The organism is Kitasatospora sp. NPDC002551 (assembly GCF_040296005.1).
Classification (GTDB): domain Bacteria; phylum Actinomycetota; class Actinomycetes; order Streptomycetales; family Streptomycetaceae; genus Kitasatospora.
The window spans coordinates 309,732-334,822 of sequence record NZ_JBEOWI010000001.1 but is presented as its reverse complement, the minus strand read 5'-3'; the positions used below and the strand labels follow the sequence as shown (position 1 = coordinate 334,822).

The window sequence follows — 25,091 nt, the reverse complement described above, 5'->3', positions numbered from 1 at the left end:
TTGCGACCTGCGATCACTCCAACGAGTGAGCTGATCGCCACCCATAGTCCAATTGGGTCATTCGAGATTGAGCCCGAAGGGGCTGTTGCAAGCTGTCGTTCTTCCGTAACGTCCTCAACTGGCAACGGTGAATATGCCGTTGCCGCCGTGGGGGAGCCTCGATTCGGGAGAGGACGGCGCCGGCATGGGCTGGGTAGACGACTGGAGTGCGCAGGCCGCCTGCCGCACGAGTGATCCGGACGAACTGTTCGTCCAGGGGGCGGCGCAGAACCGCGCCAAGGCGGTGTGCAGCGGGTGCCCCGTGCGCACGGAGTGCCTGGCGGACGCACTGGACAACCGGGTGGAGTTCGGGGTCTGGGGCGGGATGACCGAGCGCGAGCGCCGGGCGCTGCTGCGCCGTCGGCCGACCGTGATCTCGTGGCGCCGGCTGCTGGAGACCGCGCGCACCGAGTACGAGGCATCGCTGGCCACCGGCGTGATACTGACGGACTACGCCCAGGCGGGCTGAGCCCCGGGCGGGTTCGAGGTGGGCTCACGACGGGCCGAAGGCGGGCTGATCCCCGGGGCGCGCGACGCGCGCGGTCGGTGAGCCCGGGCTGGGGGGCCCGGGCCGGACCGGTGTCCGGGGGTTCAGTCGGCGCAGACGGTGCCGCTGAGCCGTTCGCCGATCGCCCGCAGACCGTCCAGGTCATGGACGTCCCCGGGCAGCGCGGCGACCTCGACGATCGGCACGTCCGGGTAGACCGAGACGAAGCGGTCGCGGGTCCGGCGCTCGCGCACCATCACCTGCATCCGCTCGGCGTGCAGCCGCAGCAGCCCCGCCGCGAGCAGTTCGGCCGCCGGCGAGGCGTGCTCCGAACCGTTCTCCTCCAGCGCCTCCGCCGCGGCCAGCGCCCGTTCGGCGGTCAGCTGGGGCGCGCCCGTCCCGTGCACCCGGTTGAGCACCAGGCCGGCCAGCGGCATCCGGTCGGCGGCCAGCCGGTCCACGAAGTACGCCGCCTCGCGCAGCGCGTCCCGCTCCGGCGCGGCCACCACCAGGAACGCCGTGCCCGGTGCCTGGAGCAGTTGGTACGTGCGGTCCGCGCGCTCGCGGAAGCCGCCGAACATCGAGTCCATCGCGCTGACGAAGGTCTGCACGTCGGTCAGCAGCTGGGCGCCGAAGATCTTGCCCAGGGTGCCGGTGAACAGGCCCATCCCGGCGTTCAGGAACTTCATCGCGGACCGGCCGCCGACCTTGGCCGGCGCGGTCAGGATCCGGATCACCTTGCCGTCGAGGAAGGACCCCAGCCGGTTCGGCGCGTCCAGGAAGTCCAGCGCCGAGCGCGACGGCGGGGTGTCGACGACGATGAGGTCCCACTCCTCGGCCGCCCGCAGCTGGCCGAGCTTCTCCATCGCCATGTACTCCTGGGTGCCCGCGAAGCCGGCCGACAGGGACTGGTAGAAGGGGTTCTCCATGATCGCGCGGGCCCGCTCGGGCTCGGCGTGGGCCAGCACGACCTCGTCGAAGGTCCGCTTCATGTCGAGCATCATGGCCTGCAGCTCGCCGTCGCCGCTGACGCCCTTGACGATCCGCGGGGTGTTGTCGAGCTCGGTCAGGCCCATCGACTGCGCCAGCCGGCGGGCCGGGTCGATGGTCAGCACGACGACCTTGCGGCCGCGTTCGGCGGCCCGCAGGCCGATCGCCGCCGCGGTGGTGGTCTTGCCGACGCCGCCGGAGCCGCAGCAGACGATGATCCGGGTCTTCGGGTCGTCGATCAGCCGGTCCACGGCGAGCGGCCGGCCGCCGCCGTTGCCGACGCCCGCACCGCCGCTGCCGGTACCCGCACCGCCGCTGCCGACGCCGTCGCGCACGCTGTTCCGCCCGCTCACGCTGCCCCCTGACGCTTCAGTTCGCCCGCCAGCCGGTAGAGCCCGCCGAGGTCCACGCCCTCGCCCAGCAGCGGAAGTTCGTAGGTCGGGAGCTTCAGCTGCTGCAGGTCGGCGCGCCGCGCGCGCTCCAGCTCCACCCGCTCGGCGTGCTCCCGGGCCTGCTCCAGCAGCGGGTCGAGCAGCGGATCGACCGCCGCCCGGACGGTCTCCGGTTTGCGCGAGCGGCCGCCGAGGCCGGCCTCGCCGAGGGCCAGCGCGACCTCTTCGCGGTGGTCGCCGTCCACCGCGGCCACCGCCGCCGCGTCCAGCACCGGCGGGCGGACCATGTTGACCAGCACCCCGCCCACCGGCAGCCCGGCCTCGCGCAGCTCGGCGAAGCCGTCGACGGTCTCCTGGACCGGCATCTCCTCCAGCAGGGTGACCAGGTGCACGGCGGTCTCCGGCGACTTCAGCACCCGCATCACGGCCTGCGCCTGGCTGTGGATCGGGCCGATCCGGGCCAGGCCGGCCACCTCGGAGTTGACGTTCAGGAACCGGGTGATCCGCCCGGTCGGCGGCGCGTCCATCACCACCGCGTCGTACCGGCGCCGCCCGTCCGGGCCCTTGCGGCGGGCGGCCTCGCAGGCCTTGCCGGTCAGCAGGACGTCCCGCACGCCGGGGGCGATGGTGGTGGCGAAGTCGACGAAGCCGACCTTCTGCAGCGCCTTCCCGGCCCGGCCGAGCTTGTAGAACATGTCGAGGTACTCGAGCAGCGCCTGCTCGGTGTCGATGGCGAGCGCGTGCACCTCGCCGCCGGCGGCGCCGTCCTCGGCCGGCAGGCCCAGCTGGGCGGGGGTGACCGAGGCGATCCGGCGCTCCTCGTACGGCAGCGCCGCTATGCCGAACAGCTCGGCGATGCCCTGCCGCCCCTCCACCTCGATCAGCAGCGTCCGGTGGCCCCGCGCGGCGAGCGCCAGCGCCAGTGCCGCGGCCACCGTGGTCTTCCCGGTTCCGCCCTTGCCGCTGACCACGTGCAACCGCACGCCCTCCCAGTCGGGATCGCGCCGGGCCGCCTGGCCGGGGGTGCGTGCCACGCTCCGTCTCCGTCCGTCTCCGAGGGCCGGCACCACACGGGTGCCCTTCCGCGAGGGTAACCAGGGACCGCGCCGGATGCCGGGACTACCCCGGGGGCCGGGCCTGAATCATGCCCGGTTTGTGGGCCACTTCACACGCCGGAGCGCGCCCGGGCGCGGACCGTGCCGGTCCGCCGGGACGGAGCGTCTAGAGTCTGGCCATGACCAAGTGGGAATACATGACGGCACCCCTGCTCGTGCACGCCACGAAGCAGATCCTGGACAACTTCGGCGAGGACGGCTGGGAGCTCGTCCAGGTCGTACCGGGCCCGAACCCGGAGCAGCTGGTGGCCTACTTCAAGCGGGAGAAGCAGGCATGAGCAAGGTCGAGGAGAAGCTCGCCGAGCTGGGTCTGACCCTGCCGCCGGTGGCCGCGCCGGTCGCCGCCTACGTGCCCGCGCTGCGCACCGGTGAGTTCGTCTTCACCTCCGGCCAGCTGCCGATGGTGGGCGGCAAGCTGCCGAACACCGGCAAGGTCGGCGCCGAGGTCACCCCGGAGGAGGCCAAGGAGCTCGCGCAGATCTGCGCGCTGAACGCGCTGGCCGCCGTCAAGTCGGTGATCGGCGACCTCGACCTGGTCGAGCAGGTCGTCAAGGTGGTCGGCTTCGTCGCCTCCGCCCCCGACTTCACCGGCCAGCCCGGTGTGATCAACGGCACCAGCGAGCTGCTCGGTCAGGTGTTCGGCGAGGCGGGTGTGCACGCCCGCAGCGCGGTCGGCGTCACCGTGCTGCCGCTGGACGCCCCGGTCGAGGTCGAGCTGCAGGTCCGCGTCCGCGCCTGACCCGGACGCCCGCCGCCCGCGCACCTGCCGGGGGCGGGGTCGGACAACGGATCACCCCTGTCCAACCCCGCCCCCGGGCGCTTAGCATCCGGGCATGGACCAGCGAGCAACGACGCTCCCGATGCCGCCCGGCTGGCCCGCCCGGATCAGGGCGGCCGACGCCGGCGAGCTGACCCCGCCCGTGCCCAGGCCGTCCGCCACCGTGGTGCTGCTCCGGGACACCGCCGGGGGCGCCGGGCCCGAGGCGTACCTGCTGCGCCGCCGCACCTCGATGGCCTTCGCCGCCGGCATGTACGCCTACCCGGGCGGCGGGGTCGACCGGCGGGACGCCGAGGCGGAGCTCGGCTGGGCCGGCCCCGGTCCGCGCGCCTGGGCCGAGCGGCTCGGGGTGGACGCCGCGACCGCGCAGGCGGTGGTCTGCGCCGCGGTCCGCGAGACCTTCGAGGAGGCCGGGGTCCTGCTGGCCGGCCCGGACGCCGGCAGCGTCGCCGAGCCCCGCGACTGGAGCGCCGAACGCGCCGCGCTGGAGGCCCACGAGCTCTCCTTCGCCGACTTCCTGCGTGACCACGGCCTGCTGCTGCGCAGCGACCTGCTGGCCGGCTGGGCGCGCTGGATCACCCCGGCGTTCGAGGAGCGCCGCTACGACACCTGGTTCTTCGTCGCCGCCCTGCCGCCCGGGCAGGACGCCGCCCGCGAGGTCGGCGAGGCCGACCGGGTGGCCTGGCTCACCCCGGCCGAGGCCGTCCGCGGCTACCAGGAGGGCCGCTTCGGCATGCTGCCGCCGACCGTCACCGTGCTGCGCGAACTGCTGCCGGTGCGCAGCGCCGCCGAGGCGCTGGGCGCGGCGGCCGAGCGCTCGCTGGAGCCGGTGCTCGGCCGCGCCGAGGTGCACGGCGAGCGGCTGACCGTCCGCTGGCCGGGGTACGACGAACTGACCATCGACGGCACCTTCCCCGAGTTCCCCGAGGAACGCGTCGACTGACGCCGCGCCCTCGCCCCCGTTCTCCCACCGGACCCATCCATCCCCCGACGCACCCCGCGAGACGAAAGGACCTTCGCCCGATGACCCACAACGACGTGGCTCGCCGGACGGCACCCCGGATGCCCGCCCGCAGCCTGACCCCGCGCACCCCGGCCTGTGACAGCGCCCAGGTCCCCTTCACCGAGGTGGCCCAGCGCGCCCTCGTCCGCGCGCTGCCCCTGCGCCTGCTGCATCGCGACGGCGAGGGCGGCCGGTGAGCGGACTGCTGCCCGGTGACCCCGCCGCCGCGATCGGCGGCGAGGCCACCGCCCGCGCGCTCTGCGTGCTGGCGCCGAACCCGTCCCCGATGACGCTGGACGGCACCAACACCTGGCTGCTCTCCGAGCCCGGCTCGGACCTCGCGGTGGTGATCGACCCGGGCCCGCTGCACGAGGGCCATCTGCGCCGGGTGATCGAGACCGCCGAGCAGCGCGGCACGCGGGTGGCGCTCACCCTGCTGACCCACGGCCACGCGGACCACTCCGAGGGCGCGGCCCGGTTCGCCGAGCTGACCGGTACCGAGGTCCGCGCGCTGGACCCGGCGCACCGGCTCGGCTCCGAAGGCCTCACGCACGGCCAGCGCCTGGACGTCGGAGGCCTCGACCTGCGGGTGATCGCCACGCCCGGTCACACCTCGGACTCGCTGACCTTCCACCTGCCCGCCGACGGCGCGGTCCTCACCGGCGACACCGTGCTGGGCCGCGGCACCACGATGGTCGCCCACCCGGACGGCCGGCTCGGCGACTATCTGGACTCGCTGCGCCACCTGCACACCATGGCGGCCGAGCACGGTGTGCGGACGGTGCTGCCCGGGCACGGCCCGGTGCTCGCGGACGCGCTCGGCGCGGTGGACTACTACCTGGCGCACCGGGCGGGCCGGCTGGCCCAGGTGGAGACGGCGGTCGAGGCGGGTTGCCGGACGGCCGCCGAGGTGGTGGCCCGGGTCTACGCGGACGTGGACCGCTCGCTGTGGCCGGCCGCCGAACTGTCGGTGCAGGCCCAGCTGCGGTACCTGCGGGAGCACGGGCTCATCCCGGACTGACGCCCGGGCCGGCACCGCTCGTGGAAAGGGCCCGCACGCCGGAGCGTGCGGGCCCTTCCGTGAGCGGTGCGCGGTCAGCGGGACCGGCGGGAGAGCCGCTCGACGTCCAGCAGGACGACCGCGCGGGCCTCCAGCTTCAGCCAGCCGCGGCCGGCGAAGTCGGCGAGCGCCTTGTTGACCGTCTCGCGGGAGGCGCCGACCAGCTGGGCCAGCTCCTCCTGGGTGAGGTCGTGGGCGACGTGGATGCCCTCCTCGGACTGCACGCCGAAGCGGCGGGAGAGGTCCAGCAGGGCCTTGGCGACGCGCCCGGGCACGTCGGAGAAGACCAGGTCGGACATCACGTCGTTGGTCCGGCGCAGCCGGCGGGCGATGGCGCGCAGCAGCGCGATCGAGACCTCGGGGCGGGCGTGCAGCCAGGGCTGGAGGTCGCCGTGGCCGAGGCCGAGCAGCTTGACCTCGGTCAGCGCGCTGGCGGTGGCGGTGCGCGGGCCCGGGTCGAACAGCGAGAGCTCGCCGATCATCTCGCTGGGGCCGAGGACGGCGAGCATGTTCTCGCGGCCGTCCGGCGAGGCGCGGTGCAGCTTGACCTTGCCCTCGGCGACGACGTACAGCCGGTCGCCCGGGTCGCCCTCGTGGAACAGCGACTCGCCGCGGGCGAGCGTCACCTCGGTCATGGAAGCGCGCAGCTCGCCGGCCTGTTCGTCGTCGAGTGCCGCGAAGAGTGCGGCGCGCCGCAGAACGTCGTCCACGTGCTTCCTCCTTCTCGGCCGGCCGGCCGTCAAGCCCTCCGGCACAAGTTCGTACAGTGCTCTGCATCACCAAGCATGGCGCATGTCGCTCCGATCATATGAGGAGGGGGTGTGCCGAGGTGTGCTGCGCGGGGCCATTCGTACCGCCGGGGCGGTCCGGGGCGCCGCCCGAACCGGCAGGTCAGCCGGTTGTCGGGGCCCCGTGCGCCGGTCGGATCCGGTCGCTCCCGGCTCACCTCCGGCTCACCTCCGGCTCGTGTCCAGCGCGGGTCCGGCGCGGGCCCGGTTCAGGATCGCTTCAGGTCCGGTCGGGATCGATCAGGACCGGTCCGGGTCGAGCAGGGCGTCGGCGAGGGCGGTCCGGGCGTACAGCACGGCGTGGCCGGCGCGGTGCGCGCTGGTCAGCCCGGCCGCGCGCAGGGCTGTGAGGTGCTGGGAGACGCCGGCCGCGGAGAGCCCGGTGCGCCGGGCCAGCTCGGTGGTGGAGGCGGGCGCGTCGAGTTCGGCGAGCAGCCGGGCGCGGGAGCGGCCGAGGACGGCGGCGAGCGCGTCCGGGGCGCCGGCGGCCGGGCGGGGCTCCCACAGGGTGGCGATCCCGCGGGCCGGGTAGGCGAGCTGCGGCGGGTCCGGCGGCAGCGCGCGGGTCAGCACCCGCGGCCAGGCGAACACCGAGGGCACCAGCACCAGGCCGGCCGCGGCGTCCAGCCGTTCGACCGCGCAGTGCCGCTGTTCCAGCCGCAGCGCCCCGTGCCCGCTGCCGTCCCAGCGGACGGTCCCGTGCAGGTCGTCGAGGACCCGGGCGGTGCCGTGCCCGACCGCCTGGCGGGCGCGGTGCAGCACGTCGGCGTCGAGCAGGGCGCGGATCCGGGCCCAGTACGGCGCCAGCGCCAGCTCCCAGTAGGTCTCGATGTCGGCCGCGAGCCGGGGCAGCCGGGCGGCCGGGTCGCGGTGCAGCGCTTCGAGGACGGCGGGCAGCCGGCCGCCGCGTTCGGCGGCCAGCACGGCGAGGTCGGCGCGGACCGGTCCGGGGGAGGTCGCGGTGATCGCGGCCAGCTCGTCGGCGAGCGCGGGGGTGGCGGTGCCGGGGACGGGGGTGAGGAAGTCCGGCAGGTGGCCGGTGGGCGGGACCATCGCGGCCAGCCGGCGGACGGCGGGCCCGGCGGCGGCCAGCCGGGGGCGGACCTGCGCGGCCCAGCGCCGGTGCGGTGCGGGGACGGCCGGCTGGGCGAGCACCCGGAGGCTGGTCACCACCTCCCACATCGGGGAGACGGCGAAGCGGGTGCGCGCCAGGTCGTCGGCCGAGAGAGCGAGTTCGGTCCGCATCGGTGCCCCGCCCTCCCGCCCCGGCCGTGATTCGGCCTCAGCTTAATCACTGGAGCGCGGGTGCCCGCCGCCCGCAGGATGCCGTCGTCGCACCACCCGCGCTCCGCTCCGCCCCGATCCGTGAAAGCCGGTGACCCCTCATGACCACGTCCACCCCCGCCCTGCCCTCCACCCCCGCCCTGCCCTCCGACGCCGCCCCGTCCATCCCCGCCCCGTCCGCCGCCCTGCGTGCGAAGGCCGCCCGCCTGCGGGCGCTGGTCGCGGACGGCGTGCTCGTCCTGCCGAACGCCTGGGACGCCGGCAGCGCCGCCGTGATCGCCTCGGCGGGCGCCGCCGCGATCGCCACCACCAGCGGCGGAGTCTCCTGGTCGCTGGGCCGGGGCGACGGCCAGCGCCTCGACCGCGCGAGCGCCGTCGAGGCCGCCCGCCGGGTGGCGGCCGCCGTGGAGCTGCCGGTCACGGTGGACGCCGAGGGCGGCTACGGACCCGCGCCCGCCGATGTCGCGGACACCGTCCGGGCGCTGGTGGAGGCGGGCGCGGCCGGCGTCAACCTGGAGGACTCCACGGCGGTCGGCGGCCCGCTGTTCGCGGTGGAGGAGCAGACCGCCCGGCTGCGCGCGGTCCGGACGGCGGCGCGGTCGGCGGGTCTGCCGGAGCTGCTGGTCAACGCCCGCACCGACGTCTTCCTGTTCGGGCTGGGCGGCCTCGACGACGTGCTGGTCCGCGCCGAGGCGTACGCGGCGGCGGGCGCCGACGGCCTCTTCGTGCCGGGACTGCTGGACCTCGACGCACTGGCCGCGCTCTGCGCGCGCTCGCCGCTGCCGGTCAACGCGATGGCGGTGGCCGGCGGGCCGTCCGTCGCCGAACTCGCCGCCGCCGGGGTGCGCCGGATCAGCGCGGGCACCGCGGTGGCGCAGCTCGCCTACACCGCCGCGCTGCGGGCGGCCGCGGAGCTGCTCGGCCCCGGCACCCTGACGGCGCCGGCCGGCGCCCTCGGCTTCGGCGAGGTCGACGCGCTGTTCCGCGGCTGACGGGCCCGGCCGCCCCGGCCGGCCCGTCGGCAGGGCCGTGCCCCGGCGGGCGTCAGGCCTCCGGCGGCGCGGGCAGCTCGGCGAGCGCCGCCGGCTGCCCGGCGCCCGGGTCCGGCAGCCCGAGCAGCCGCCGCATCGCGCGCCGGGCGCGGTCGGCGGCGCCCCGGTCTCCGTACAGCCGCCGGGCGTGGTTGAGCGCGAGCACCTGCCCGGTCAGCTCGAAGACGGTCTGCTCGGGCTCCGTCCCGGCGGGCAGCTGCCCGGCGGCGACCGCCAGCTCGACCTGGTGGCGCACCCTCCGCTGCCAGAGCGCGTTGCGCGCGGCCACCGCCGAGCGGACCGGCCCGGGCTCCCGGTCGTCGAACTCGGCGGTCACGGCGGTGAAGAAGCAGCCGCCGGGCAGCAGGTCGCGCTCCAGGTAGGAGACCCAGGCCTCGCACTGGGCGAGCAGCAGCGGCAGGCCCGGCGCGGCCCCGGCCGCCTCCGAGCGGTGCACCACCTCGCGCACGAACAGCGCGACCGCCTCGTCGACGACGGCCAGCTGCAGGCTCTCCTTGGTGCCGAAGTGGCCCAGGACGCCGGACTTGCTCATCGACAGGTCGGTGGCGAGCCGGCCGATGGTCAGGCCCTCCAGCCCCTCGACCGAGGCGAGGTCCAGCCCCCGGGCCAGGATCGAGGCGCGGGTCCGGCGGGTGTCGGCGGCGGATCTTCTCGGGCTCACCGCGTCAGTGTAGCGACCGCCGGACCATTTAGCGTCCGACCGTTCGGACGCTATAGTCCGGCGTGATGACGCCCCATCACCGAGGAGCAGCCATGCCGGGTTCCCGCATCGTCGCGCTGGGCCACCACCAGCCCGCGAAGGTCCTGACCAACCACGACCTCGCCCGGCTGGTCGACACCAGCGACGAGTGGATCCGGCAGCGCACCGGCATCGTGACCCGCCGCATCGCCGAGGAGGAGAGCGTCACCGACCTCGCCGCCTCCGCCGCCGGCAAGGCGCTGGCCGCCGCCGGACTCGCCCCCGGGGAGATCGACCTGGTGGTGGTCGCGACCTGCACCGCGCGCGACCGCTGCCCGAACATCGGCACCCGGGTCGCCGGGCGCCTCGGCATCCCGGCGGCCGCCGGCTTCGACGTCAACAACGGCTGCGCCGGCTTCTGCACCGCGCTGGCCACCGCCGACCACGCCGTCCGGGCCGGGGCCGCCCGGTACGCGCTGGTCGTCGGCGCGGAGCGGATGAGCGACGTCACCGACTGGACCGACCGCTCCACCTGCGTCCTGCTCGGCGACGGCGCGGGCGCCGCCGTGCTCGGCCCGGACACCGGGGCCGCCGGCCGTCCGGGCGTCGGACCGGTGGTCTGGGGCTCCGACCCGACCAAGGGCCACGCCGTCCGGCTGGACGACGACTGGCGGCCGCGCTTCCGCCAGGAGGGCCAGACCGTCTACCGCTGGGCGACCACCACCCTGGCGCCGATCGCCGAGGAGGCCTGCCGCCGGGCCGGCCTCACCCCCGCCGACCTCGGCGCGGTGGTCACCCACCAGGCCAACCTGCGGATCGTCGAGGCGCTGGTCGACCGCCTCGGTGCCACCGGCGCCGTGGTGGCCCGCGACGTCGTCGAGTCCGGCAACACCTCGGCCGCCTCCGTCCCGCTCGCCCTCGCCAAGCTCGTCGAACGCGGCGAGGTGCCCACCGGCGCCCCCGCCCTGCTGCTCGGCTTCGGCGGCGGCCTCTCCTGGGCCGGCCAGGTCGTCGGCTGCCCCTGACGGGCCCGGCGGACGGTCACCGCGCGGGGGCGGTCCTGCCCGATCCGCCGCAGGAGCGCGGCCGTCCGGCGTAGCCTTCACGCATGGCAGAGAGCAAGGTCCGGAAGACCGCGTCTGCGGGGAAGCCGGTGGGGAAGACGGTCAGGGTGCGCAAGCCGGAGTCCCGGCTGGCGATGGTGCGGCGGGCACGGAGGATCAACCGGGAGCTGGCGGAGCTGTACCCGTACGCGCACCCGGAGCTGGACTTCGACAACCCCTTCCAGCTGCTGGTGGCCACCGTGCTGTCGGCCCAGACCACCGACCTGCGGGTGAACCAGACGACGCCGGCGCTGTTCGCGAAGTACCCGGCCCCGGAGGACATGGCGGCGGCGAACCCCGCGGAGCTGGAGGAGATCATCCGCCCCACCGGCTTCTTCCGGAACAAGGCGAAGGCGCTGATCGGCCTGTCGATCGCGCTGCGCGACGAGTTCGACGGGGAGGTGCCCGGCCGGCTGGCCGACCTGGTCACCCTGCCCGGCGTCGGCCGCAAGACCGCCAACGTCGTCCTCGGCAACGCCTTCGGCGTTCCCGGGATCACCGTGGACACCCACTTCGGGCGACTGGCCCGCCGTTTCGGGTGGACCACCGAGGAGGACCCGGTGAAGGTCGAGGCGGCGGTCGCGGAGATCTTCCCGAAGTCCGAGTGGACGATGCTCTCGCACCGGGTGGTCTTCCACGGCCGGCGCATCTGCCACTCCCAGAAGCCGGCCTGCGGGGCCTGCCCGATCGCGCCGCTCTGCCCCGCCTACGGGGAGGGCGAGACCGATCCGGAGAAGGCGGGGAAGCTGCTGAAGTACGAGCTGGGCGGCCACCCGGGCCAGCGGCTGCGGCCGCCCGCCGACTTCCCGGGCGAGGCCGGCGCCCGCGCCGACGCCGCCGCGCACCACGGCCAGGTCGCCGACCTGGCGGTGGCCGAGTGAGCGGGCGGGGGGCGCCGCGAATCGAGCGGGACGGACTGCCGCGCTGGCTGGAGCCGGTCCGGGAGGCCGCCGAGCGGGTGCTGCCCGAGCAGCTGAGCAGCTTCCTGCCGCCGGCCGGGGGCGGCCGGGCCGCCGCCGTGCTGATGCTGTTCGGCGAGGGCCCCTCCGGGCCCGACCTGCTGCTCATCGAACGCGCCCGCTCGCTGCGCTCGCACGCCGGGCAGCCGTCCTTCCCGGGCGGCGCGCTGGACCCGGAGGACGGCGACCCGGCGGGGTCCGGGCCGGTGGCGGCGGCGCTGCGCGAGGCGTGGGAGGAGACCGGGCTGGACCCGGCCGGCGTGCAGGTCTTCGCGGCCCTGCCCGCGCTGTACATCCCGGTCAGCCGGTTCGTGGTGACCCCCGTGCTCGGCTGGTGGCGCGAGGAGTCGCCGGTCCGCCCGGTGGACCTCGGGGAGACCGGCGCGGTGTTCCGGGTGCCGGTCGCGGAGCTGACCGACCCCGCCAACCGGGCCCGGCTGCGGCACCCGTCCGGTCACCTGGGGCCGGCCTTCACGGTCGCCGGGCGGCTGGTCTGGGGCTTCACGGCCGGGGTGATCGACCGGGTGCTGCACCACAGCGGCCTGGAGCGGCCGTGGGACACCGACCGGATCGTCGACCTCTCGGACGAGGCGCTGGCGCTGGTGCAGGGCGACCTGGAACGTTCCCGCGCGGCGCTCGGCCGCGACGCCGCGGCGCCGTGAACCGCAGGGTGACGCGGTGAGCTTCGGGGCGGCGGGCGGGGCGTGTCGGCCCCGTCCGGTCCCGGCCGGATTCGGCGATCGGCCGCCCGGGCGAAGGGTCCGTCGTGGGAGGGTGTCCGGGTGAACGTCCTGGATGTGCTGTTGATCGCCGCCGCCCTCGGGTTCGCCGTGTCGGGCTACCGGCAGGGCTTCGTGGTCGGCGTGCTGTCGGTCCTCGGCTTCCTGGGCGGCGGCCTGCTCGCCGTCCAACTGCTGCCGCTGCTGCTCGACCACCTCAGCCCCGGGACGACCGCCTCGGTGATCGCCGTGGTGGTGGTGATCGTGCTCGCGGCGACCGGCCAGGCGATCACCACGCACTTCGGCTGGAAGCTGCGCGGGCACATCGACCGCCGCCCGGCCCGGGCCCTGGACGCCGCGGGCGGCTCCGTGGTCAACGTGATCTCGATGCTGCTGGTGGCCTGGCTGATCGGCTCGGCGCTCGCCGGGACGTCCCTGCCGACCGTCTCCAAGCAGGTCCGCACCTCGGCCGTGCTCGGCGGCGTCCAGGACGCGCTGCCCGCCGACGCGCCCAACTGGTTCTCGGACTTCTCCAAGGTGCTCGCCCGCAACGGCTTCCCGCAGGTGTTCAACCCCTTCGAGCACGAGCCGATCACCCAGGTCGACATCCCCGACCCGGCGCTGGCCGGCAGCCCGGCGGTGGCGAAGGCGCGGCAGAGCCTGGTCAAGGTGGTCGGCACCGCCACCTCCTGCGGCAAGACGCTGGAGGGCAGCGGCTTCGTCTACGCCCCGCACCGGGTGATGACCAACGCCCACGTGGTCGGCGGCGTCGACGAGCCGACCGTGCAGATCGGCGGCGTCGGCCCGCTGTACGACGCGACGGTGGTCCGCTACGACTGGCAGCGCGACATCGCCGTCCTGGACGTGCCCAAGCTGAACGCGCCGCCGCTCGCCTTCGCGGGCGAGGCGAAGACCAACGACAGCGCGATCGTCGCGGGCTTCCCCGAGAACGGTTCCTTCAACGTCCAGCCGGCCCGCATCCGCGGCCGGATCCAGGCCAACGGCCCGGACATCTACCACCGGGGCCAGGTCGTCCGCGACGTCTACTCGGTGCGCTCGCTGGTCCGCCAGGGCAACAGCGGCGGCCCGCTGCTCACGCCGGACGGCCAGGTGTACGGGATGGTGTTCGCCAAGTCGCTGGACAGCGCGGACACGGGGTACGTGCTGACCGCCGCCGAGGTGCGCCAGGACGCCGAGCAGGGCAGCGCGGCGACGGCCCGGGTGGACACCCAGGGCTGCGCGCTCTGAGCCGTGCGGCCGGGCCGGCCGACCGGTGCGGCCGAGTCGGCCGGAGCCTGACAGGGCCTGGCAGGGTCGGTCAGGAGCGCCCAGGACCGCTCGGGCCGCCCAGGACCGCTCAGGTGTCGCGGCGGAGGCGGGCGCCCACCCAGCGGGCGCGGCGGCCGAGGATGTGCGGGATGCCGAGCTGCCGCTGCGCCGTACGCGGGTGGCCGCCCGCGCCGTCGTAGCCGGTGTCGTGGCCGGCGCCGTCGTAGCCGTGGTCGTCCGCCCAGTCGGGGCGGTGGGCGGCACGCCGCGGGCTGTTGCTGTGCTGTCGGCCGCGCGGGGCGCTGCCGCGATCGGGCATCCAGGTCATACCGCAATGGATGCCCCTGGGCCGACGGGGGTAACCGCCCGGCGGGCCACCAACGTGGCCTATGCGTTTGTCATATGAGCATCAGATTAAGGGAGTTGGGACCTTCGGCCCTGTTCGCCCATCCGGGCGCCGGGACCTTCCTCCCGGCCCCTCGGACCCTCAGTCCTTGTGGAGGCCGATCCAGTCCAGCAACTCGGCGGTGAACTGCTCCGGCGCCTCCTCGTGCGGGAAGTGCCCGACTCCCGGCAGCAGCCGCCAGCGGTAGGGCGCGGCCACGTACTCGCCGCCGCCCAGCGCGGTGTGCGACAGCAGCACCGGGTCCGCCGCGCCCTGGACGTGCAGGGTGGGCGCGGTGATCGGCTTCTTCATCCGGCGGGCGAACTGGATGCCGTCCGGCCGGGCCATCGAGCGCAGCAGCCAGCGGTACGGCTCGATCGAGCAGTGCGCGGTGCTGGGGATCTGGATCGCCCGCCGGTACGCGGCCACCGCCGCGCGGTCCAGCGGGGTGCGGCCGGCCCAGGCGTCCAGGTAGCGGCCGACCAGCTCGGCGTCGTCGGCCACCAGACGGCGCTCCGGTATCCACGGCCGCTGGAAGCCCAGCACGTGCTCGAAGGCGGCGAGCTGCTTGCGGTCGGTGAGCAGGGCCCGGCGCAGGTCACGGGGGTGCGCGGCCGAGACCACGGTGAGGCTCTGGATCACCGAGGGCCGCATCACGGCCGCCACCCAGGCCAGCGTGCCGCCTGAGGCGTGGCCGACCAGGTGCGCCCGGTCCTCGCCGAGCGAGCGGATCACCCCGGTGATGTCCAGCGCGAGGTTGCCGGGGTCGTAGCCGCGCGGGGTGCGGTCGCTGCCGCCGATGCCGCGCAGGTCCACGGCGACGGCCCGGTAGCCGGCCGCGGCCAGCGCGGTCAGCTGGTGGCGCCAGGCCCACCAGTACTCGGGCCAGCCGTGCACCAGCAGGACCAGCGGGCCCTCGCCGAGCTCGGCGATGTGGAACCGCGCGCCGTTGGCGGCGAGGTCGCGGTGGGTCCACGGCCCGGCCTGCCGGACGTCCCAGGCGGCCGTGGCCGGGGAGGGCCCGTCCTGGGGGTCGCCGGGGGTGGTGAGGCCGGAGCTGGCGGACGGCTGCGCGGGCACGGGCTTCTGGTCGAGCGACATACCGAGAGCGTGTCACATCCGCGCGCCGGACACGCGCCCGGCACTCGCACTCGGCCGTTCCGGCCCCTGGCGTACCGGGAGCGCGTCCGGGGCGTTTCCCCGGCGCGATTCCTGGCGTGATTCCTGGCGTGATTCCTGGCGCGTGTCCGGCGCGCGGGAGCCGGTCTCCGGGGCGGGCCTACGGGATGCGGCCCAGGGCGCGGTCGATCTCCTCCTTGGTGGCGGGACGCGGCCGCGCGTTCTTCAGCACGTCGGCGGTCTTCTGCGCACCCTCGATGGTCCGGACCGGCTTCTCGATCTTCTTGAACGAACGCAGTGCCAGCAGGCCCAGCAGCACGGCCAGCAGCAGGTACGCGCCGGCCACGATCAGGAACGACCAGCCGAGCGACAGACCCAGCGCGTGGATGCCGAACGCGGCGGCCGCGCTCAGCATCGGGACGGCGGCCAGCGCCACCACGCCGGCGACGCCCAGCGAGACGCCGCCGGAGACGCCGCGCTTGACGTCGGCGCGGATCTCGGCCTTGGCCAGCGCGATCTCGTCATGGACCAGGGCGGACAGGTCGGCGGTGGCCGCGGCGAACAGCTGCCCCACCGAACGCTCGCCCTCGTAGGGCGCCCGGCCGTTGCTGGACGGGTCTGCGGCTCCTGCGGGCATCAGCGGTTCTCCTCTTCGGTGGACTGTCGACAGTTCAGAATCATGCCCCCACCGGACGAGCGGACACCACTCCGGGGCCCCGCCGGGGGGACGTGTCCGGCGGGCGGGCCGCTCAGCGCGCTCCGTCGCGGCCCTCGCCGGCCGGGCGTGTCGGCCCCTGGGTCGGCGGCCCCTGGTCCGTGGACCGCGGCTCCGCCCGCCGTGCGTCCGACTGTCCTGCCGCTGTCTGCTCCGGCGCTGTCTCCCGTGCCGCTGTCTGCCGTGCCCGGTCGGCCATGCGCTGCTGCCAGGCCGGGTCGTCCTGCTGGTAGACGTCGGGGATGCCGTCGCCGTCGAGGTCGCGGTCCTCCTCCTCGCACAGCTCGCGGTAGTGCCGGTTGCGCAGCTTCAGCAGCACGGTGGCGGCCAGCGCGCAGATCAGCGAACCCACCAGGACGGCCGCCTTGGCCCGCTCGGTGAGCGCCGGGTCGTCCGGGAAGGCCAGCTCGTCGATCAGCAGCGAGACGGTGAAGCCGATACCGGCCAGGACCGAGACGGCGAACAGGTCGGCCCACTTGAGCTGCGGGTTGAGCTCGGCGCGGGTGAAGCGGGCGGCCAGCCAGGTGCCGCCGAAGACGCCCACGGACTTGCCGACCACCAGGCCGACCATGATGCCGATCGGAGCGGCCTGGGTGAACACCTCGCGCAGCGCCGGACCGGAGATCGTCACCCCGGCCGCGAACAGGGCGAAGACCGGCACGGCCAGCCCGGCCGAGAGCGGCCGGACCAGGTGCTCGATGTGCTCGCCGGGGGAGTGCTTCTCGTCGCCCTCCCGGTGGCAGCGGAGCATCAGGCCCATCGCGACGCCGGCCACCGTGGCGTGCACACCGCTCTCGTGCATCAGCGCCCAGATCACGAAGGCGAGCGGGACGAACAGGTACCAGCCGTGCACCCCGCGCCGGTGCAGGAACCAGAACAGCACGAGACCGGCGAGGGCCAGCCCGAGCGCCCAGAACTTGATGCCGGAGCTGTAGAAGACCGCGATGATCAGGATCGCGATCAGGTCGTCCACCACGGCGAGGGTGAGCAGGAAGGCGCGCAGCGCGGAGGGCAGGTGGCTGCCGACCACCGCGAGCACGCCGAGCGCGAAGGCGATGTCGGTGGCGGTCGGGACGGCCCAGCCGCTCGGGTGCCCGCCGGGGCCCGCGTTGACGACGGTGTACAGGACGGCGGGCAGCACGACACCGCAGACGGCGGCTATGACGGGCAGCATCGCCGCGCTGGGGCTGCGCAGTTCACCCGCCACGAACTCGCGCTTGAGCTCGATACCGGCCACGAAGAAGAAGATCGTCAGCAGCCCGTCCTTGGCCCAGGTGCCCAGAGTGAGGTCGAGGTGAAGGGGCGCGGAGGGGCCGACGGTGTGGTTCAGGACGGACTGGTAGGAGTCCGGCCAGACGTTGGCCCAGACCAGGGCGACGACGGCGGCGAGGAGCAGCAGGACACCGCCGACGGTCTCGGTGCGCAGGGCGTCGGCGACGTAGCTGCGTTCGGGGAGGGGCAGCCTGCCGAGGAACTGGCGGCGCTGGGGCGTCGGCTCGTGGACGGGCGGCTGGCTGGCCACGCGTGGCCTCCTGGGGGCGAGGGGACGGGGTGCGGACACACCTGTGGTGCATCGCCGACCAGACTTCCCGGCTCGCCCTGTGACGCGGATCGTGAATGGAGCTTTGGTGGATCTTGATGCGTCTTTGACATTGTAGCGTGGCGACAAAGGGACATCCGGATTGTCCTATCTAAGGACTTAAGCCCTCCGCGGCCCGTTGTGCACGGCGACCGGCTGCCCTGGGGCCCTGGGCCGGTGCCGCGGACGCGACGGTGCCCCGGACACGACGGTGCCCCGGGCGGTCACGACCGCCCGGGGCACCCTCACGTACGCCTCCCCTCACCCACGGCGCACGGCGGCGGCGTGGGTGAGGGGGTTGTGGGTCAGCTCTCGCTGCCCGCCGGCGGCAGCTGGGCCTGGATGAGGTTCATCACCGTGGAGTCGGCCAGCGTGGTGGTGTCACCGACCTCGCGGCCCTCGGCGATGTCGCGCAGCAGGCGGCGCATGATCTTGCCGGAGCGGGTCTTCGGCAGCTCGCCGACCACCTTGACCTGCTTCGGCTTGGCGATCGGGCCGAGCGTACGGCCGACGTGCGCCCGCAGCTCCTCGACCAGCTCGGGGCTGTCGGTGGCGCTGCCGCGCAGGATCACGAAGGCGACGATCGCCTGGCCGGTGGTCGCGTCGGTGGCGCCGACGACGGCGGACTCGGCCACCGACGGGTGTCCGACCAGGGCCGACTCGACCTCGGTGGTCGAGATGTTGTGGCCGGAGACCAGCATGACGTCGTCGACCCGGCCGAGCAGCCAGATGTCGCCGTCCTCGTCCTTCTTGGCGCCGTCACCGGCGAAGTAGCGGCCCTCGAAGCGCGACCAGTAGGTGTCGATGTAGCGCTGGTCGTCGCCCCAGATGGTGCGCAGCATGGACGGCCACGGCTCGGTGAGCACCAGGTAGCCGCCGGAGCCGTTGGCCACCTCGGCGCCGTTGTCGTCGACCACGGTGGCCGCGATGCCCGGCAGCGCGCGCTGGGCGGAGCCCGGCTTGGTCTCGGTGACGCCCGGCAGCGGGCTGATCATGATCGCGCCGGTCTCGGTCTGCCACCAGGTGTCCACGATCGGGGTCTTGCCGGCGCCGATGTGCTCGCGGTACCAGATCCACGCCTCGGGGTTGATCGGCTCGCCGACGCTGCCCAGCACCCGCAGCGAGGACAGGTCGAACTTCGCGGGGATGTCGTCGCCCCACTTCATGAAGGTGCGGATCGCGGTCGGCGCGGTGTAGAGGATGGTCACGCCGTACTTCTGGACGACCTCCCAGAAGCGGCCCTGGTGCGGGGTGTCCGGGGTGCCCTCGTAGATGACCTGGGTGGCGCCGTTGGAGAGCGGGCCGTAGACGATGTACGAGTGACCGGTGACCCAGCCGATGTCGGCGGTGCACCAGTAGACGTCGCTCTCCGGCTTGAGGTCGAAGACGGCGTGGTGGGTGTAGCTGGCCTGGGTGAGGTAGCCGCCCGAGGTGTGCAGGATGCCCTTGGGCTTCCCGGTGGTGCCCGAGGTGTAGAGGATGAAGAGCGGGTGCTCGGCGTCGTGCGCCTCGGGGGTGTGCTCGGTGGACTGGCGCCCGGTGGCCTCGTGCCACCAGACGTCGCGGCCCTCGGTCCAGGCGATCTCCTGGCCGGTGCGGCGCACGACCAGGACGTGCTCGACGCCGTCGACCTTGGTCAGCGCCTCGTCGATGGCCGGCTTGAGGGCGGACGGCTTGCCGCGCCGGTAGCCGCCGTCGGCGGTGATGACCAGCTTGGCCTGGGCGTCCTGGATGCGGGAGGCCACGGCGTCGGCGGAGAAGCCGCCGAAGACCACCGAGTGGGTGGCGCCGATCCGGGCGCAGGCGAGGATCGCGACGACCGCCTCGGCGATCATCGGCAGGTAGATGGCGACCCGGTCGCCCTTGGCGACACCGAGCTCCAGCAGCGCGTTGGCGGCCTGCGAGACCTCGTCCTTGAGCTGGGCGTAGGTGATCGAGCGGCCGTCACCGGGCTCGCCCTCGAAGTGGATGGCGACGCGGTCGCCGTTGCCGGCCTCGACGTGCCGGTCGACGCAGTTGTAGGCCACGTTGAGCTTGCCGTCGGCGAACCACTTGGCGAACGGCGGGTTGGACCAGTCGAGGGTCTGGGTGGGCTCGACGGCCCAGCTGAGGCGGCGGGCCTGCTCGGCCCAGAAGCCGAGGCGGTCCTCGGAGGCCTGAGCGTACGCGGCCGCGGTGACGTTGGCGGCTGCGGCGAGCTCTGCCGGCGGGGCGAAGCGCCGCTCCTCCTTGAGCAGGTTGGCCAGGCTCTCGTTGCTCAACGCGCACTCCTCATGAGTCATGATCGGGGTCGTTTCCCGTGCGTGGGGATTGTCCCGTGTGTCCCAGCGCACAGCTCACCAGGCGAAGAGGTCAGTTGACAAGAGGCTCCGGATAATTGGTGTAGACCTTTGACCGGGCATCGAACGGTCGCCCGAGGTCGGCGGTGCCCCCGGGTGTCATCGGGAGGTGGGCCCGCGTCCTTGGCCCGCCCGGCGGGACGCGGGCCCGGCTCTCAGGCGGCCAGGCCGGGACCTCCTCCGTCCCCGGCCTGGTCCGCGACGGTGGTGCCGGTGGCCGGAACCTGTTCGAATTCCTTCACGTGTCCGGGCGTGTCGCCCTCCTGTGCCGGCGTCGGCGCCGGTGCCAGCGCCCGGGCGGAGGCCGGTGCCGCTGCCTCGACCGGGCCGAACCGGCCGGTCTCCCGGTCGAGTACATAGGCCTGTGCCGTGGCGAAGTCGAAGTACATGCCGACCAGCCGCAGGGTGCCCTCGGTCACCCGCCGCTCCACCGCCGGATTGGCCAGCAGCTGGTCCAGCTGCTGGACCACGTTGGTGATGCACAGCTGCTCGGTCAGGTCGACCGCCGGCCGGTCGGCGAACTCCGCCGGGACCCTGCGCAGCCGGTCCAGCGAGCCGCGGCCGTTGCGCAGCCAGCGGGCCAGCGGGGTGGGCCGGCCGGGCTGCTCGTGCACCCCGTCCAGCAGGGCCTTCATCGCCCCGCAGCCCGAGTGCCCGCAGACCGTGATCGACCGCACCTCCAGCACCTCGACCGCGTACTGCACCGCCGCCGCCACCGAGTCGTCGGCCGCGCCCGGCTCGTGCGGCGCCGGTACCAGGTTCCCGACGTTGCGCACGGTGAAGAGGTCGCCCGGCCCGCTGTTGGTGATCATGCTGGTGACCATCCGGGAGTCGGCGCAGGTCAGGAAGAGCTGTGAGGGCGTCTGCCCCTCCCGGGCGAGCCGGGCCAGCTCGGGCCGCACCAGTGGGGCGGTGTGCAGCTGGAACACCCGCACTCCGTCCAGCAGCCGGCCGTGCGGGTCCTCCTGCTGCTCGATGCAGTGGTGGCCGACCCAGGGCGTCCAGGCCCGGCAGCGGTGCGGGCCCGGGGAGCTGCCGGCGCGGACGGTGCCGTCCGGGTCGAGCACCTCGTCGTCCTGGCGGCGCGTCACCATCGACACCCGGCCGCCGCCGGCCTGGTGGCCGGTGCGCCAGCCGTGCACCGTCTCGAAGGCGGCGTGGTCCAGGAAGGAGCCGTCGTGGACGACGGTGACCTCGGCGCCGGCCGGGATGCCCGCCAGCGCCCGGCTGAGCCGGGGCACCGCGGTGAAGGTGAGCGGGCCGTGCGTCTCCACCGTGAACGAGCCGTCGGCACCGGCCAGGACGTCCACGTGGGCGCGGGTCAGCCGGTAGAGCGCGAGCAGCACGGCCGTCGCCGCGCCCAGTGCCACCCCCGGCAGCACGCCGCAGAGCACCACGGCGAGCACGGTGATCAGGTAGACCGGGAACTCGCGGTGCCGGTGCACCTTGCGGATGTGCGCGAAGCTCACCATCTGCAGGCCGACGACCAGCACCAGGGCGGCGAGCGCGGACAGCGGGATCCGGCGCAGCCCGCCGGTCAGGGCGAGCGCGGCCGCCAGCACCCACACTCCGTGCAGCACCGAGGACCAGCGGCTGCGCGCCCCGGCCCGGACGTTGGCCGTGCTGCGTACCGCGCCGCCGGCGACCGGAAGTCCGCCGACCAGGCCGCTGACCAGGTTGGCGAGGCCCTGGCCGCGCAGTTCGCGGTCGAGGTCCCCGGTGCGGCGCGACATCCGGTCGACCGCGACGGCGGAGAGCAGCGACTCGACGCTCGCCACGGCGGTGACGGTCAGCACGGCGGCCAGGACGGCGAGCGGCGGGCCGTGCGGCAGGTCGGGGACGAGGCCGTGCGGCTGCCAGGCGGGCAGTTCGATCCGGGCCAGCCGCAGGTCCAGCGCGACGGCGAGCCCGGTGGCGGCGGCGACGGCGGCGAGCGGTCCGGGCACCCTGGTCAGCCGGCTGCCGAACTCCCCGTACCGGCCGGGGAGTCTCTCCAGCCGGGGCCAGCCGAGCAGGACGGCGGCGGTGAGCGCGCCGACGGCCAGGGCGGCGGGGTGCGGGGTCGACAACTGGCCGGGCAGGGCGAGCAGGTTGGCCAGGGCCGAGCTCTGCGGCGAGCCGCCGAGGACGACGTGCAGTTGCGCGATGGCGATGGCGAGGCCGACACCGGCCAGCATGCCGTGCACGATGGCGGGTGAGACGGCCAGCGCGGTGCGGGCCACCCGCCGTGCGCCGAGCAGGAGTTGGAGCAGGCCGGCGGCGAGGGTGATGGCGCAGGTGGCCTGCCAGCCGTACTGGGCGATGAGCCCGGCGGTGATCACGGTGAGCGCGGCGGAGGGGCCGCTGACCTGCAGCGGGGTGCCGCCGAACAGGCCGACCACGAGGCCGCCGACGGCCGCCGCGGCCAGGCCGGCGGTGAGCGGGGCGCCGGTGGCCAGGGCGATGCCGAGGGAGAACGGCACGGCGATCAGGAACACCACCAGGGAGGCCGAGAGGTCCCGGGCCAGGGCGGCGCGGGGACGTCGGCCCGGTGGGGCGTGGTCGGTGGTGTCGGAGGGGATGGGGGCGCTGGAGATGTCGAGGGTCATGGGTCTTCCCGTCTGTCCGGGGAAACGAACGCAGTCAGGTCCGGCGGTGAGTCCGGGCATGGGCTCGGTGGAACGGATCGGCTGTCGTGGGTCGCGACGGTGTGGCGGGATGGCGCGGCCGGGCCGGGAGTGCGGGTGTCACCGGCCGGGCCTTGGACCATCGGGCGACCCGGCGGCCGCTCGGCCGGGCGCTGGGAGGAGCCAGGCCGCGGCGAGGGGCGCCGGGACGGAAGCGGAATATCAAGACTCGGTAAACCGAGGGTAATGAGAGCTTTGCACAGCGTCATCCGGAGCGACAGTGAATAAAGGCCTGATTCACTCCATTGGGTGGTGGTCGAACGGCCGGGAATCTGCTGGTGGCGGGCGTGCCGGGGATGCGCGCGGGCCGCGGTCCCCGTGCGGGGGACCGCGGCCCGCGGGTGGTGCGGCGGGGGTCCGGCTCAGACCGCCGCGCCGGCGGCGGTGGGTTCGCCGACCGCGGCGGGACCGCCGGCCGGGGCGGGCTCGCCGCCGAGCACGAAGTCCGGGTCGACCTGGGCGGCGAGGTCCGTGCCGACCTTGGCGTTGGCCCAGCTCTCGGCGTTGCGCAGGTGGAAGAGGACGGCCTGCTCGGTGTACCGGCGCGGGTCCCGCAGCCCGTACGCGGCGTCGGCGGCCGCGCGCAGCTCGCCCAGCGCGGCGCGGTTGGCGGGTTCGAGGGCGCGCAGCGGCGGTTGCGCGCCCTGCTCCAGGCGGCGCACCCAGTCGGACTGTCCGAAGGCGGTCAGCAGGTCCTCGCCGACCTCGCGGCGGAGGAAGTCCAGGTCGTCGAGGCCCTGCACCTTGTTGCCGACGACCCGCAGCCGCACGCCGAAGTCGCGGGCGTAGTCCCGGTACTGGCGGTACACCGAGACGCCCTTGCGGGTGGGTTCGGCGACCAGGAAGGTGAGGTCGAAGCGGGTGAACAGCCCCGAGGCGAAGGAGTCGGAGCCGGCGGTCATGTCGGTCACCACGTACTCCTCCCGGCCGTCGACCAGGTGGTTGAGCAGCAGCTCCACCGCGCCGACCTTGGAGTGGTAGCAGGCGACGCCGAGGTCCTCCTCGGCGAACGCGCCGGTCGCCAGCAGCCGCACCGAGCCCTCGTCGAGCGCGACCGCGCGGGCGCAGGCGGTGTAGACCGGGTTCTCCTCGACGATCCGCAGCAGCCGCGAGCCCCGGCCCGGCGGGGTGGTCTTGATCATCTCCTCGGCGGAGCGGATCAGCGGATTGCTGCCGCGCAGGTACTCCTTGATCTCCGGCAGGTGGGCCCCGAGCGCGGGCAGTGCGGCGGCCTGGCCGTCCGTCAGCCCGAGCGCCGGGCCGAGGTGCTGGTTGATGTCGGCGTCGACGGCGAGGACCGGCCGGCCCGCGGCGGCCAGATGGCGGATGAACAGCGCGGACAGCGTGGTCTTGCCGCTGCCGCCCTTGCCGACGAAGGCGATCTTCATCTTGGGACTCCGGCTCTCGCTCCTGGGCCCGCCGCGGTCGCGGCTGCGCGCCGCGGCGAGGCCGACGATCTCCCGAGGTGGAAATCGTTATCATCTTCGGCCATTGCCATGCTATCGGCGGTTTCGGGTCGCATGTCGGAGGGAAGTGAGGATTGCCTCTATCGGGTGATGCGAGGTTGCTGTTCCGGCCGGGGCACCTGGTCATTACTCTCGGGTAGGTGAGCACTGGAACAGATCCCCTCGCCCCGCTGGCCCAGCTCCCCGGGGTGCCGGACGCGGTGGCCGAGGTCCGCAAGGCCGTCGACCGCCTCTACGGCCACCGGGTGATGCGCCGCCGCGCGGCCGAGGTCACCTCCGAGTCCGCCCTGCGCGGCGCCCGTGCCTCGGCGGCGCTGGCCGGGGCCGACTGGCCGCTGGAGGAGGTCCGGCGGCGCAGCGACTTCGGCGCGGACCCGCAGGCCCGAACGGTGGGCGCCGCACTGCGGATCGCGGCCGAGGCGGGCCAGCTGCTGAGCGTCTGGCGGCACTCGCCGCTGCAGGTGCTGGCGCGGCTGCACCTGCTGGCGGTCGGGGACGCCGACCCGGCGGCGGGCCGGCCGCGACAGGGCGGCGAGGGCGGCGACGAGCCGTTCCCGCTGGAGCTGAAGCCGGTGGAGGGCGTCGCCGCGGACCACGCGCCGGTGGCCGGGCCGGTCGGCGCGACGGCGGACGGGCCCGTGCCGGCGCTGCCGGCGGCGCCCGGCCCCGAGGAGGTCGCCGCCCGGCTCGACCAGCTCTCCCGGCTGCTGGTGGCCCGCGCCGAGGGCCGGGGCGTCGGCACGCCGGCCCTGGTGGTCGCCTCGGTGGTGCACGGCGAGTTGCTCGCGCTGCGGCCGTTCGGTGCCCACAACGGCCTGATCGCCCGGGCCGCCCAGCGGATCGTGCTGATCGCCGAGGGTCTCGACCCGAAGTCGATCTGCCCGGTCGAGGTCGGCCTGGTGGAGCTGGGGACGGACGCCTACCGGCGGGCGCTGGCCGGCTACCTGGCGGGGACGCCGGAGGGCCTGGCGGCCTGGATCGGCCACTGCGGCCGGGCGCTGCGGCTCGGCGTGCGCGAGAGCACGGCGGTCTGCGAGGCGATGCAGCGCGGCATGGTCTGAGCGGCGGCGGTCTGAGCGGCGGCGGTCCGGGCGGCGGAGGTCCG

The 25,091-nt window shown here is 74.7% G+C and carries 24 protein-coding genes; 12 read left to right on the top strand and 12 right to left on the bottom strand.

The window, feature by feature from the left end; genetic code table 11:
• Positions 1-184: 184 nt before the first annotated feature.
• Positions 185-508 carry a WhiB family transcriptional regulator gene (locus tag ABT093_RS01470; protein ID WP_344338874.1) on the top strand — a complete coding sequence of 108 codons (324 nt, stop codon included), beginning with the start codon at positions 185-187 and terminating at the stop codon, positions 506-508.
• A 122-nt stretch (positions 509-630) separates the two neighbouring features.
• Here the strand turns inward: ABT093_RS01470 and bagB are convergent, their stop codons facing one another.
• Positions 631-1,767, bottom strand: coding sequence for an ATPase BagB (bagB, locus tag ABT093_RS01465; protein WP_350559207.1), 1,137 nt, complete (start codon positions 1,765-1,767; stop codon positions 631-633).
• 98 nt (positions 1,768-1,865) lie between these two features.
• On the bottom strand, positions 1,866-2,942 hold the full coding sequence (gene bagA, locus ABT093_RS01460; protein ID WP_350558639.1) for an ATPase BagA: 1,077 nt from the start codon (positions 2,940-2,942) through the stop codon (positions 1,866-1,868).
• A gap of 200 nt (positions 2,943-3,142) precedes the next feature.
• Here bagA and sp36 point away from each other — a divergent pair, with 200 nt between their 5' ends.
• The 5 genes from sp36 to ABT093_RS01435 all read left to right on the top strand — a co-directional run bounded on the left by sp36 (position 3,143) and on the right by ABT093_RS01435 (position 5,825).
• Positions 3,143-3,301 (top strand): Sp36 family protein, encoded by a 159-nt coding sequence (sp36, locus tag ABT093_RS01455; protein ID WP_350541473.1) that lies wholly within the window; start codon positions 3,143-3,145, stop codon positions 3,299-3,301.
• Positions 3,298-3,762: a RidA family protein gene (locus tag ABT093_RS01450; protein WP_350558636.1), complete on the top strand. Its 465-nt coding sequence runs from the start codon at positions 3,298-3,300 to the stop codon at positions 3,760-3,762. Before sp36 ends, ABT093_RS01450 begins: the two co-directional genes overlap by 4 nt.
• A 94-nt stretch (positions 3,763-3,856) precedes the next feature.
• Positions 3,857-4,744: an NUDIX hydrolase gene (locus ABT093_RS01445; protein WP_350558633.1), complete on the top strand. Its 888-nt coding sequence runs from the start codon at positions 3,857-3,859 to the stop codon at positions 4,742-4,744.
• An 80-nt stretch (positions 4,745-4,824) separates the two neighbouring features.
• Positions 4,825-5,001 carry a hypothetical protein gene (locus ABT093_RS01440; RefSeq protein ID WP_350558630.1) on the top strand — a complete coding sequence of 59 codons (177 nt, stop codon included), beginning with the start codon at positions 4,825-4,827 and terminating at the stop codon, positions 4,999-5,001.
• On the top strand, positions 4,998-5,825 hold the full coding sequence (locus ABT093_RS01435) for an MBL fold metallo-hydrolase (RefSeq protein WP_350558627.1): 828 nt from the start codon (positions 4,998-5,000) through the stop codon (positions 5,823-5,825). The genes ABT093_RS01440 and ABT093_RS01435 overlap by 4 nt, the downstream gene beginning before the upstream one ends.
• Before the next feature lie 74 nt (positions 5,826-5,899).
• On the opposite strand, the gene ABT093_RS01430 is transcribed toward ABT093_RS01435, so the two are convergent.
• Together ABT093_RS01430 and ABT093_RS01425 are read right to left on the bottom strand one after the other, a co-directional pair.
• The gene (locus ABT093_RS01430) at positions 5,900-6,574 is read right to left on the bottom strand and encodes a Crp/Fnr family transcriptional regulator (protein ID WP_030288117.1); all 675 of its coding nucleotides are present in this window, start codon (positions 6,572-6,574) and stop codon (positions 5,900-5,902) included.
• Positions 6,575-6,892: 318 nt separating this feature from the next.
• A complete protein-coding gene (locus ABT093_RS01425; protein WP_350558624.1) occupies positions 6,893-7,897 on the bottom strand; it encodes a DUF5937 family protein in 1,005 nt (334 codons plus the stop codon).
• Between the two features lie 140 nt (positions 7,898-8,037).
• Between ABT093_RS01425 and ABT093_RS01420 the strand changes: the two genes are divergently transcribed.
• Positions 8,038-8,928, top strand: a complete 891-nt coding sequence (locus tag ABT093_RS01420; protein WP_350558622.1) for an isocitrate lyase/PEP mutase family protein — start codon at positions 8,038-8,040, stop codon at positions 8,926-8,928.
• 52 nt (positions 8,929-8,980) lie between these two features.
• Here the strand turns inward: ABT093_RS01420 and ABT093_RS01415 are convergent, their stop codons facing one another.
• Positions 8,981-9,649 carry a TetR/AcrR family transcriptional regulator gene (locus ABT093_RS01415; RefSeq protein ID WP_350558620.1) on the bottom strand — a complete coding sequence of 223 codons (669 nt, stop codon included), beginning with the start codon at positions 9,647-9,649 and terminating at the stop codon, positions 8,981-8,983.
• Between the two features lie 92 nt (positions 9,650-9,741).
• Between ABT093_RS01415 and ABT093_RS01410 the strand changes: the two genes are divergently transcribed.
• The 4 genes from ABT093_RS01410 (at position 9,742) to ABT093_RS01395 (ending at position 13,696) form a co-directional block, all read left to right on the top strand.
• A complete protein-coding gene (locus tag ABT093_RS01410) occupies positions 9,742-10,692 on the top strand; it encodes a beta-ketoacyl-ACP synthase 3 (RefSeq protein ID WP_350558618.1) in 951 nt (316 codons plus the stop codon).
• A gap of 83 nt (positions 10,693-10,775) precedes the next feature.
• The gene (gene nth, locus ABT093_RS01405) at positions 10,776-11,651 is read left to right on the top strand and encodes an endonuclease III (protein WP_350558615.1); all 876 of its coding nucleotides are present in this window, start codon (positions 10,776-10,778) and stop codon (positions 11,649-11,651) included.
• Positions 11,648-12,391 carry an NUDIX hydrolase gene (locus tag ABT093_RS01400; RefSeq protein ID WP_350558612.1) on the top strand — a complete coding sequence of 248 codons (744 nt, stop codon included), beginning with the start codon at positions 11,648-11,650 and terminating at the stop codon, positions 12,389-12,391. Before nth ends, ABT093_RS01400 begins: the two co-directional genes overlap by 4 nt.
• 120 nt (positions 12,392-12,511) lie before the next feature.
• On the top strand, positions 12,512-13,696 hold the full coding sequence (locus ABT093_RS01395; protein ID WP_350558609.1) for a MarP family serine protease: 1,185 nt from the start codon (positions 12,512-12,514) through the stop codon (positions 13,694-13,696).
• A 109-nt stretch (positions 13,697-13,805) separates the two neighbouring features.
• On the opposite strand, the gene ABT093_RS01390 is transcribed toward ABT093_RS01395, so the two are convergent.
• The 7 genes from ABT093_RS01390 to ABT093_RS01360 form a co-directional block, all read right to left on the bottom strand.
• On the bottom strand, positions 13,806-14,045 hold the full coding sequence (locus tag ABT093_RS01390; protein ID WP_350558606.1) for a hypothetical protein: 240 nt from the start codon (positions 14,043-14,045) through the stop codon (positions 13,806-13,808).
• A gap of 159 nt (positions 14,046-14,204) precedes the next feature.
• Complete coding sequence (locus ABT093_RS01385) at positions 14,205-15,203, bottom strand: alpha/beta fold hydrolase (RefSeq protein ID WP_350558603.1); 999 nt, start codon at positions 15,201-15,203, stop codon at positions 14,205-14,207.
• Between the two features lie 178 nt (positions 15,204-15,381).
• A complete protein-coding gene (locus ABT093_RS01380; protein WP_350558600.1) occupies positions 15,382-15,858 on the bottom strand; it encodes a phage holin family protein in 477 nt (158 codons plus the stop codon).
• Positions 15,859-15,970: 112 nt separating this feature from the next.
• Positions 15,971-17,458 (bottom strand): Na+/H+ antiporter NhaA, encoded by a 1,488-nt coding sequence (gene nhaA / locus ABT093_RS01375; protein ID WP_350558597.1) that lies wholly within the window; start codon positions 17,456-17,458, stop codon positions 15,971-15,973.
• Positions 17,459-17,820: 362 nt separating this feature from the next.
• Positions 17,821-19,797 (bottom strand): acetate--CoA ligase, encoded by a 1,977-nt coding sequence (gene acs, locus ABT093_RS01370; protein WP_350558594.1) that lies wholly within the window; start codon positions 19,795-19,797, stop codon positions 17,821-17,823.
• A 212-nt stretch (positions 19,798-20,009) separates the two neighbouring features.
• A complete protein-coding gene (locus tag ABT093_RS01365) occupies positions 20,010-22,442 on the bottom strand; it encodes a SulP family inorganic anion transporter (RefSeq protein ID WP_350558591.1) in 2,433 nt (810 codons plus the stop codon).
• Positions 22,443-22,882: 440 nt separating this feature from the next.
• The gene (locus ABT093_RS01360; protein ID WP_350558588.1) at positions 22,883-23,908 is read right to left on the bottom strand and encodes an ATP-binding protein; all 1,026 of its coding nucleotides are present in this window, start codon (positions 23,906-23,908) and stop codon (positions 22,883-22,885) included.
• A 218-nt stretch (positions 23,909-24,126) separates the two neighbouring features.
• Between ABT093_RS01360 and ABT093_RS01355 the strand changes: the two genes are divergently transcribed.
• Positions 24,127-25,047 carry a Fic family protein gene (locus tag ABT093_RS01355; RefSeq protein WP_350558585.1) on the top strand — a complete coding sequence of 307 codons (921 nt, stop codon included), beginning with the start codon at positions 24,127-24,129 and terminating at the stop codon, positions 25,045-25,047.
• Positions 25,048-25,091: the final 44 nt, after the last annotated feature.

Coding starts and splice junctions, on each gene's coding strand:
- nth (WP_350558615.1), top strand. CDS start 10,776: ATGGCAGAGAGCAAGGTCCGGAAGACCGCGTCTGCGGGGAAGCCGGTG.
- acs (WP_350558594.1), bottom strand. CDS start 19,797: ATGACTCATGAGGAGTGCGCGTTGAGCAACGAGAGCCTGGCCAACCTG.
- ABT093_RS01360 (WP_350558588.1), bottom strand. CDS start 23,908: ATGAAGATCGCCTTCGTCGGCAAGGGCGGCAGCGGCAAGACCACGCTG.
- ABT093_RS01425 (WP_350558624.1), bottom strand. CDS start 7,897: ATGCGGACCGAACTCGCTCTCTCGGCCGACGACCTGGCGCGCACCCGC.
- ABT093_RS01445 (WP_350558633.1), top strand. CDS start 3,857: ATGGACCAGCGAGCAACGACGCTCCCGATGCCGCCCGGCTGGCCCGCC.
- ABT093_RS01380 (WP_350558600.1), bottom strand. CDS start 15,858: ATGCCCGCAGGAGCCGCAGACCCGTCCAGCAACGGCCGGGCGCCCTAC.
- ABT093_RS01365 (WP_350558591.1), bottom strand. CDS start 22,442: ATGACCCTCGACATCTCCAGCGCCCCCATCCCCTCCGACACCACCGAC.
- ABT093_RS01440 (WP_350558630.1), top strand. CDS start 4,825: ATGACCCACAACGACGTGGCTCGCCGGACGGCACCCCGGATGCCCGCC.
- sp36 (WP_350541473.1), top strand. CDS start 3,143: ATGACCAAGTGGGAATACATGACGGCACCCCTGCTCGTGCACGCCACG.
- ABT093_RS01390 (WP_350558606.1), bottom strand. CDS start 14,045: ATGACCTGGATGCCCGATCGCGGCAGCGCCCCGCGCGGCCGACAGCAC.
- ABT093_RS01470 (WP_344338874.1), top strand. CDS start 185: ATGGGCTGGGTAGACGACTGGAGTGCGCAGGCCGCCTGCCGCACGAGT.
- ABT093_RS01410 (WP_350558618.1), top strand. CDS start 9,742: ATGCCGGGTTCCCGCATCGTCGCGCTGGGCCACCACCAGCCCGCGAAG.
- ABT093_RS01450 (WP_350558636.1), top strand. CDS start 3,298: ATGAGCAAGGTCGAGGAGAAGCTCGCCGAGCTGGGTCTGACCCTGCCG.
- ABT093_RS01385 (WP_350558603.1), bottom strand. CDS start 15,203: ATGTCGCTCGACCAGAAGCCCGTGCCCGCGCAGCCGTCCGCCAGCTCC.
- ABT093_RS01420 (WP_350558622.1), top strand. CDS start 8,038: ATGACCACGTCCACCCCCGCCCTGCCCTCCACCCCCGCCCTGCCCTCC.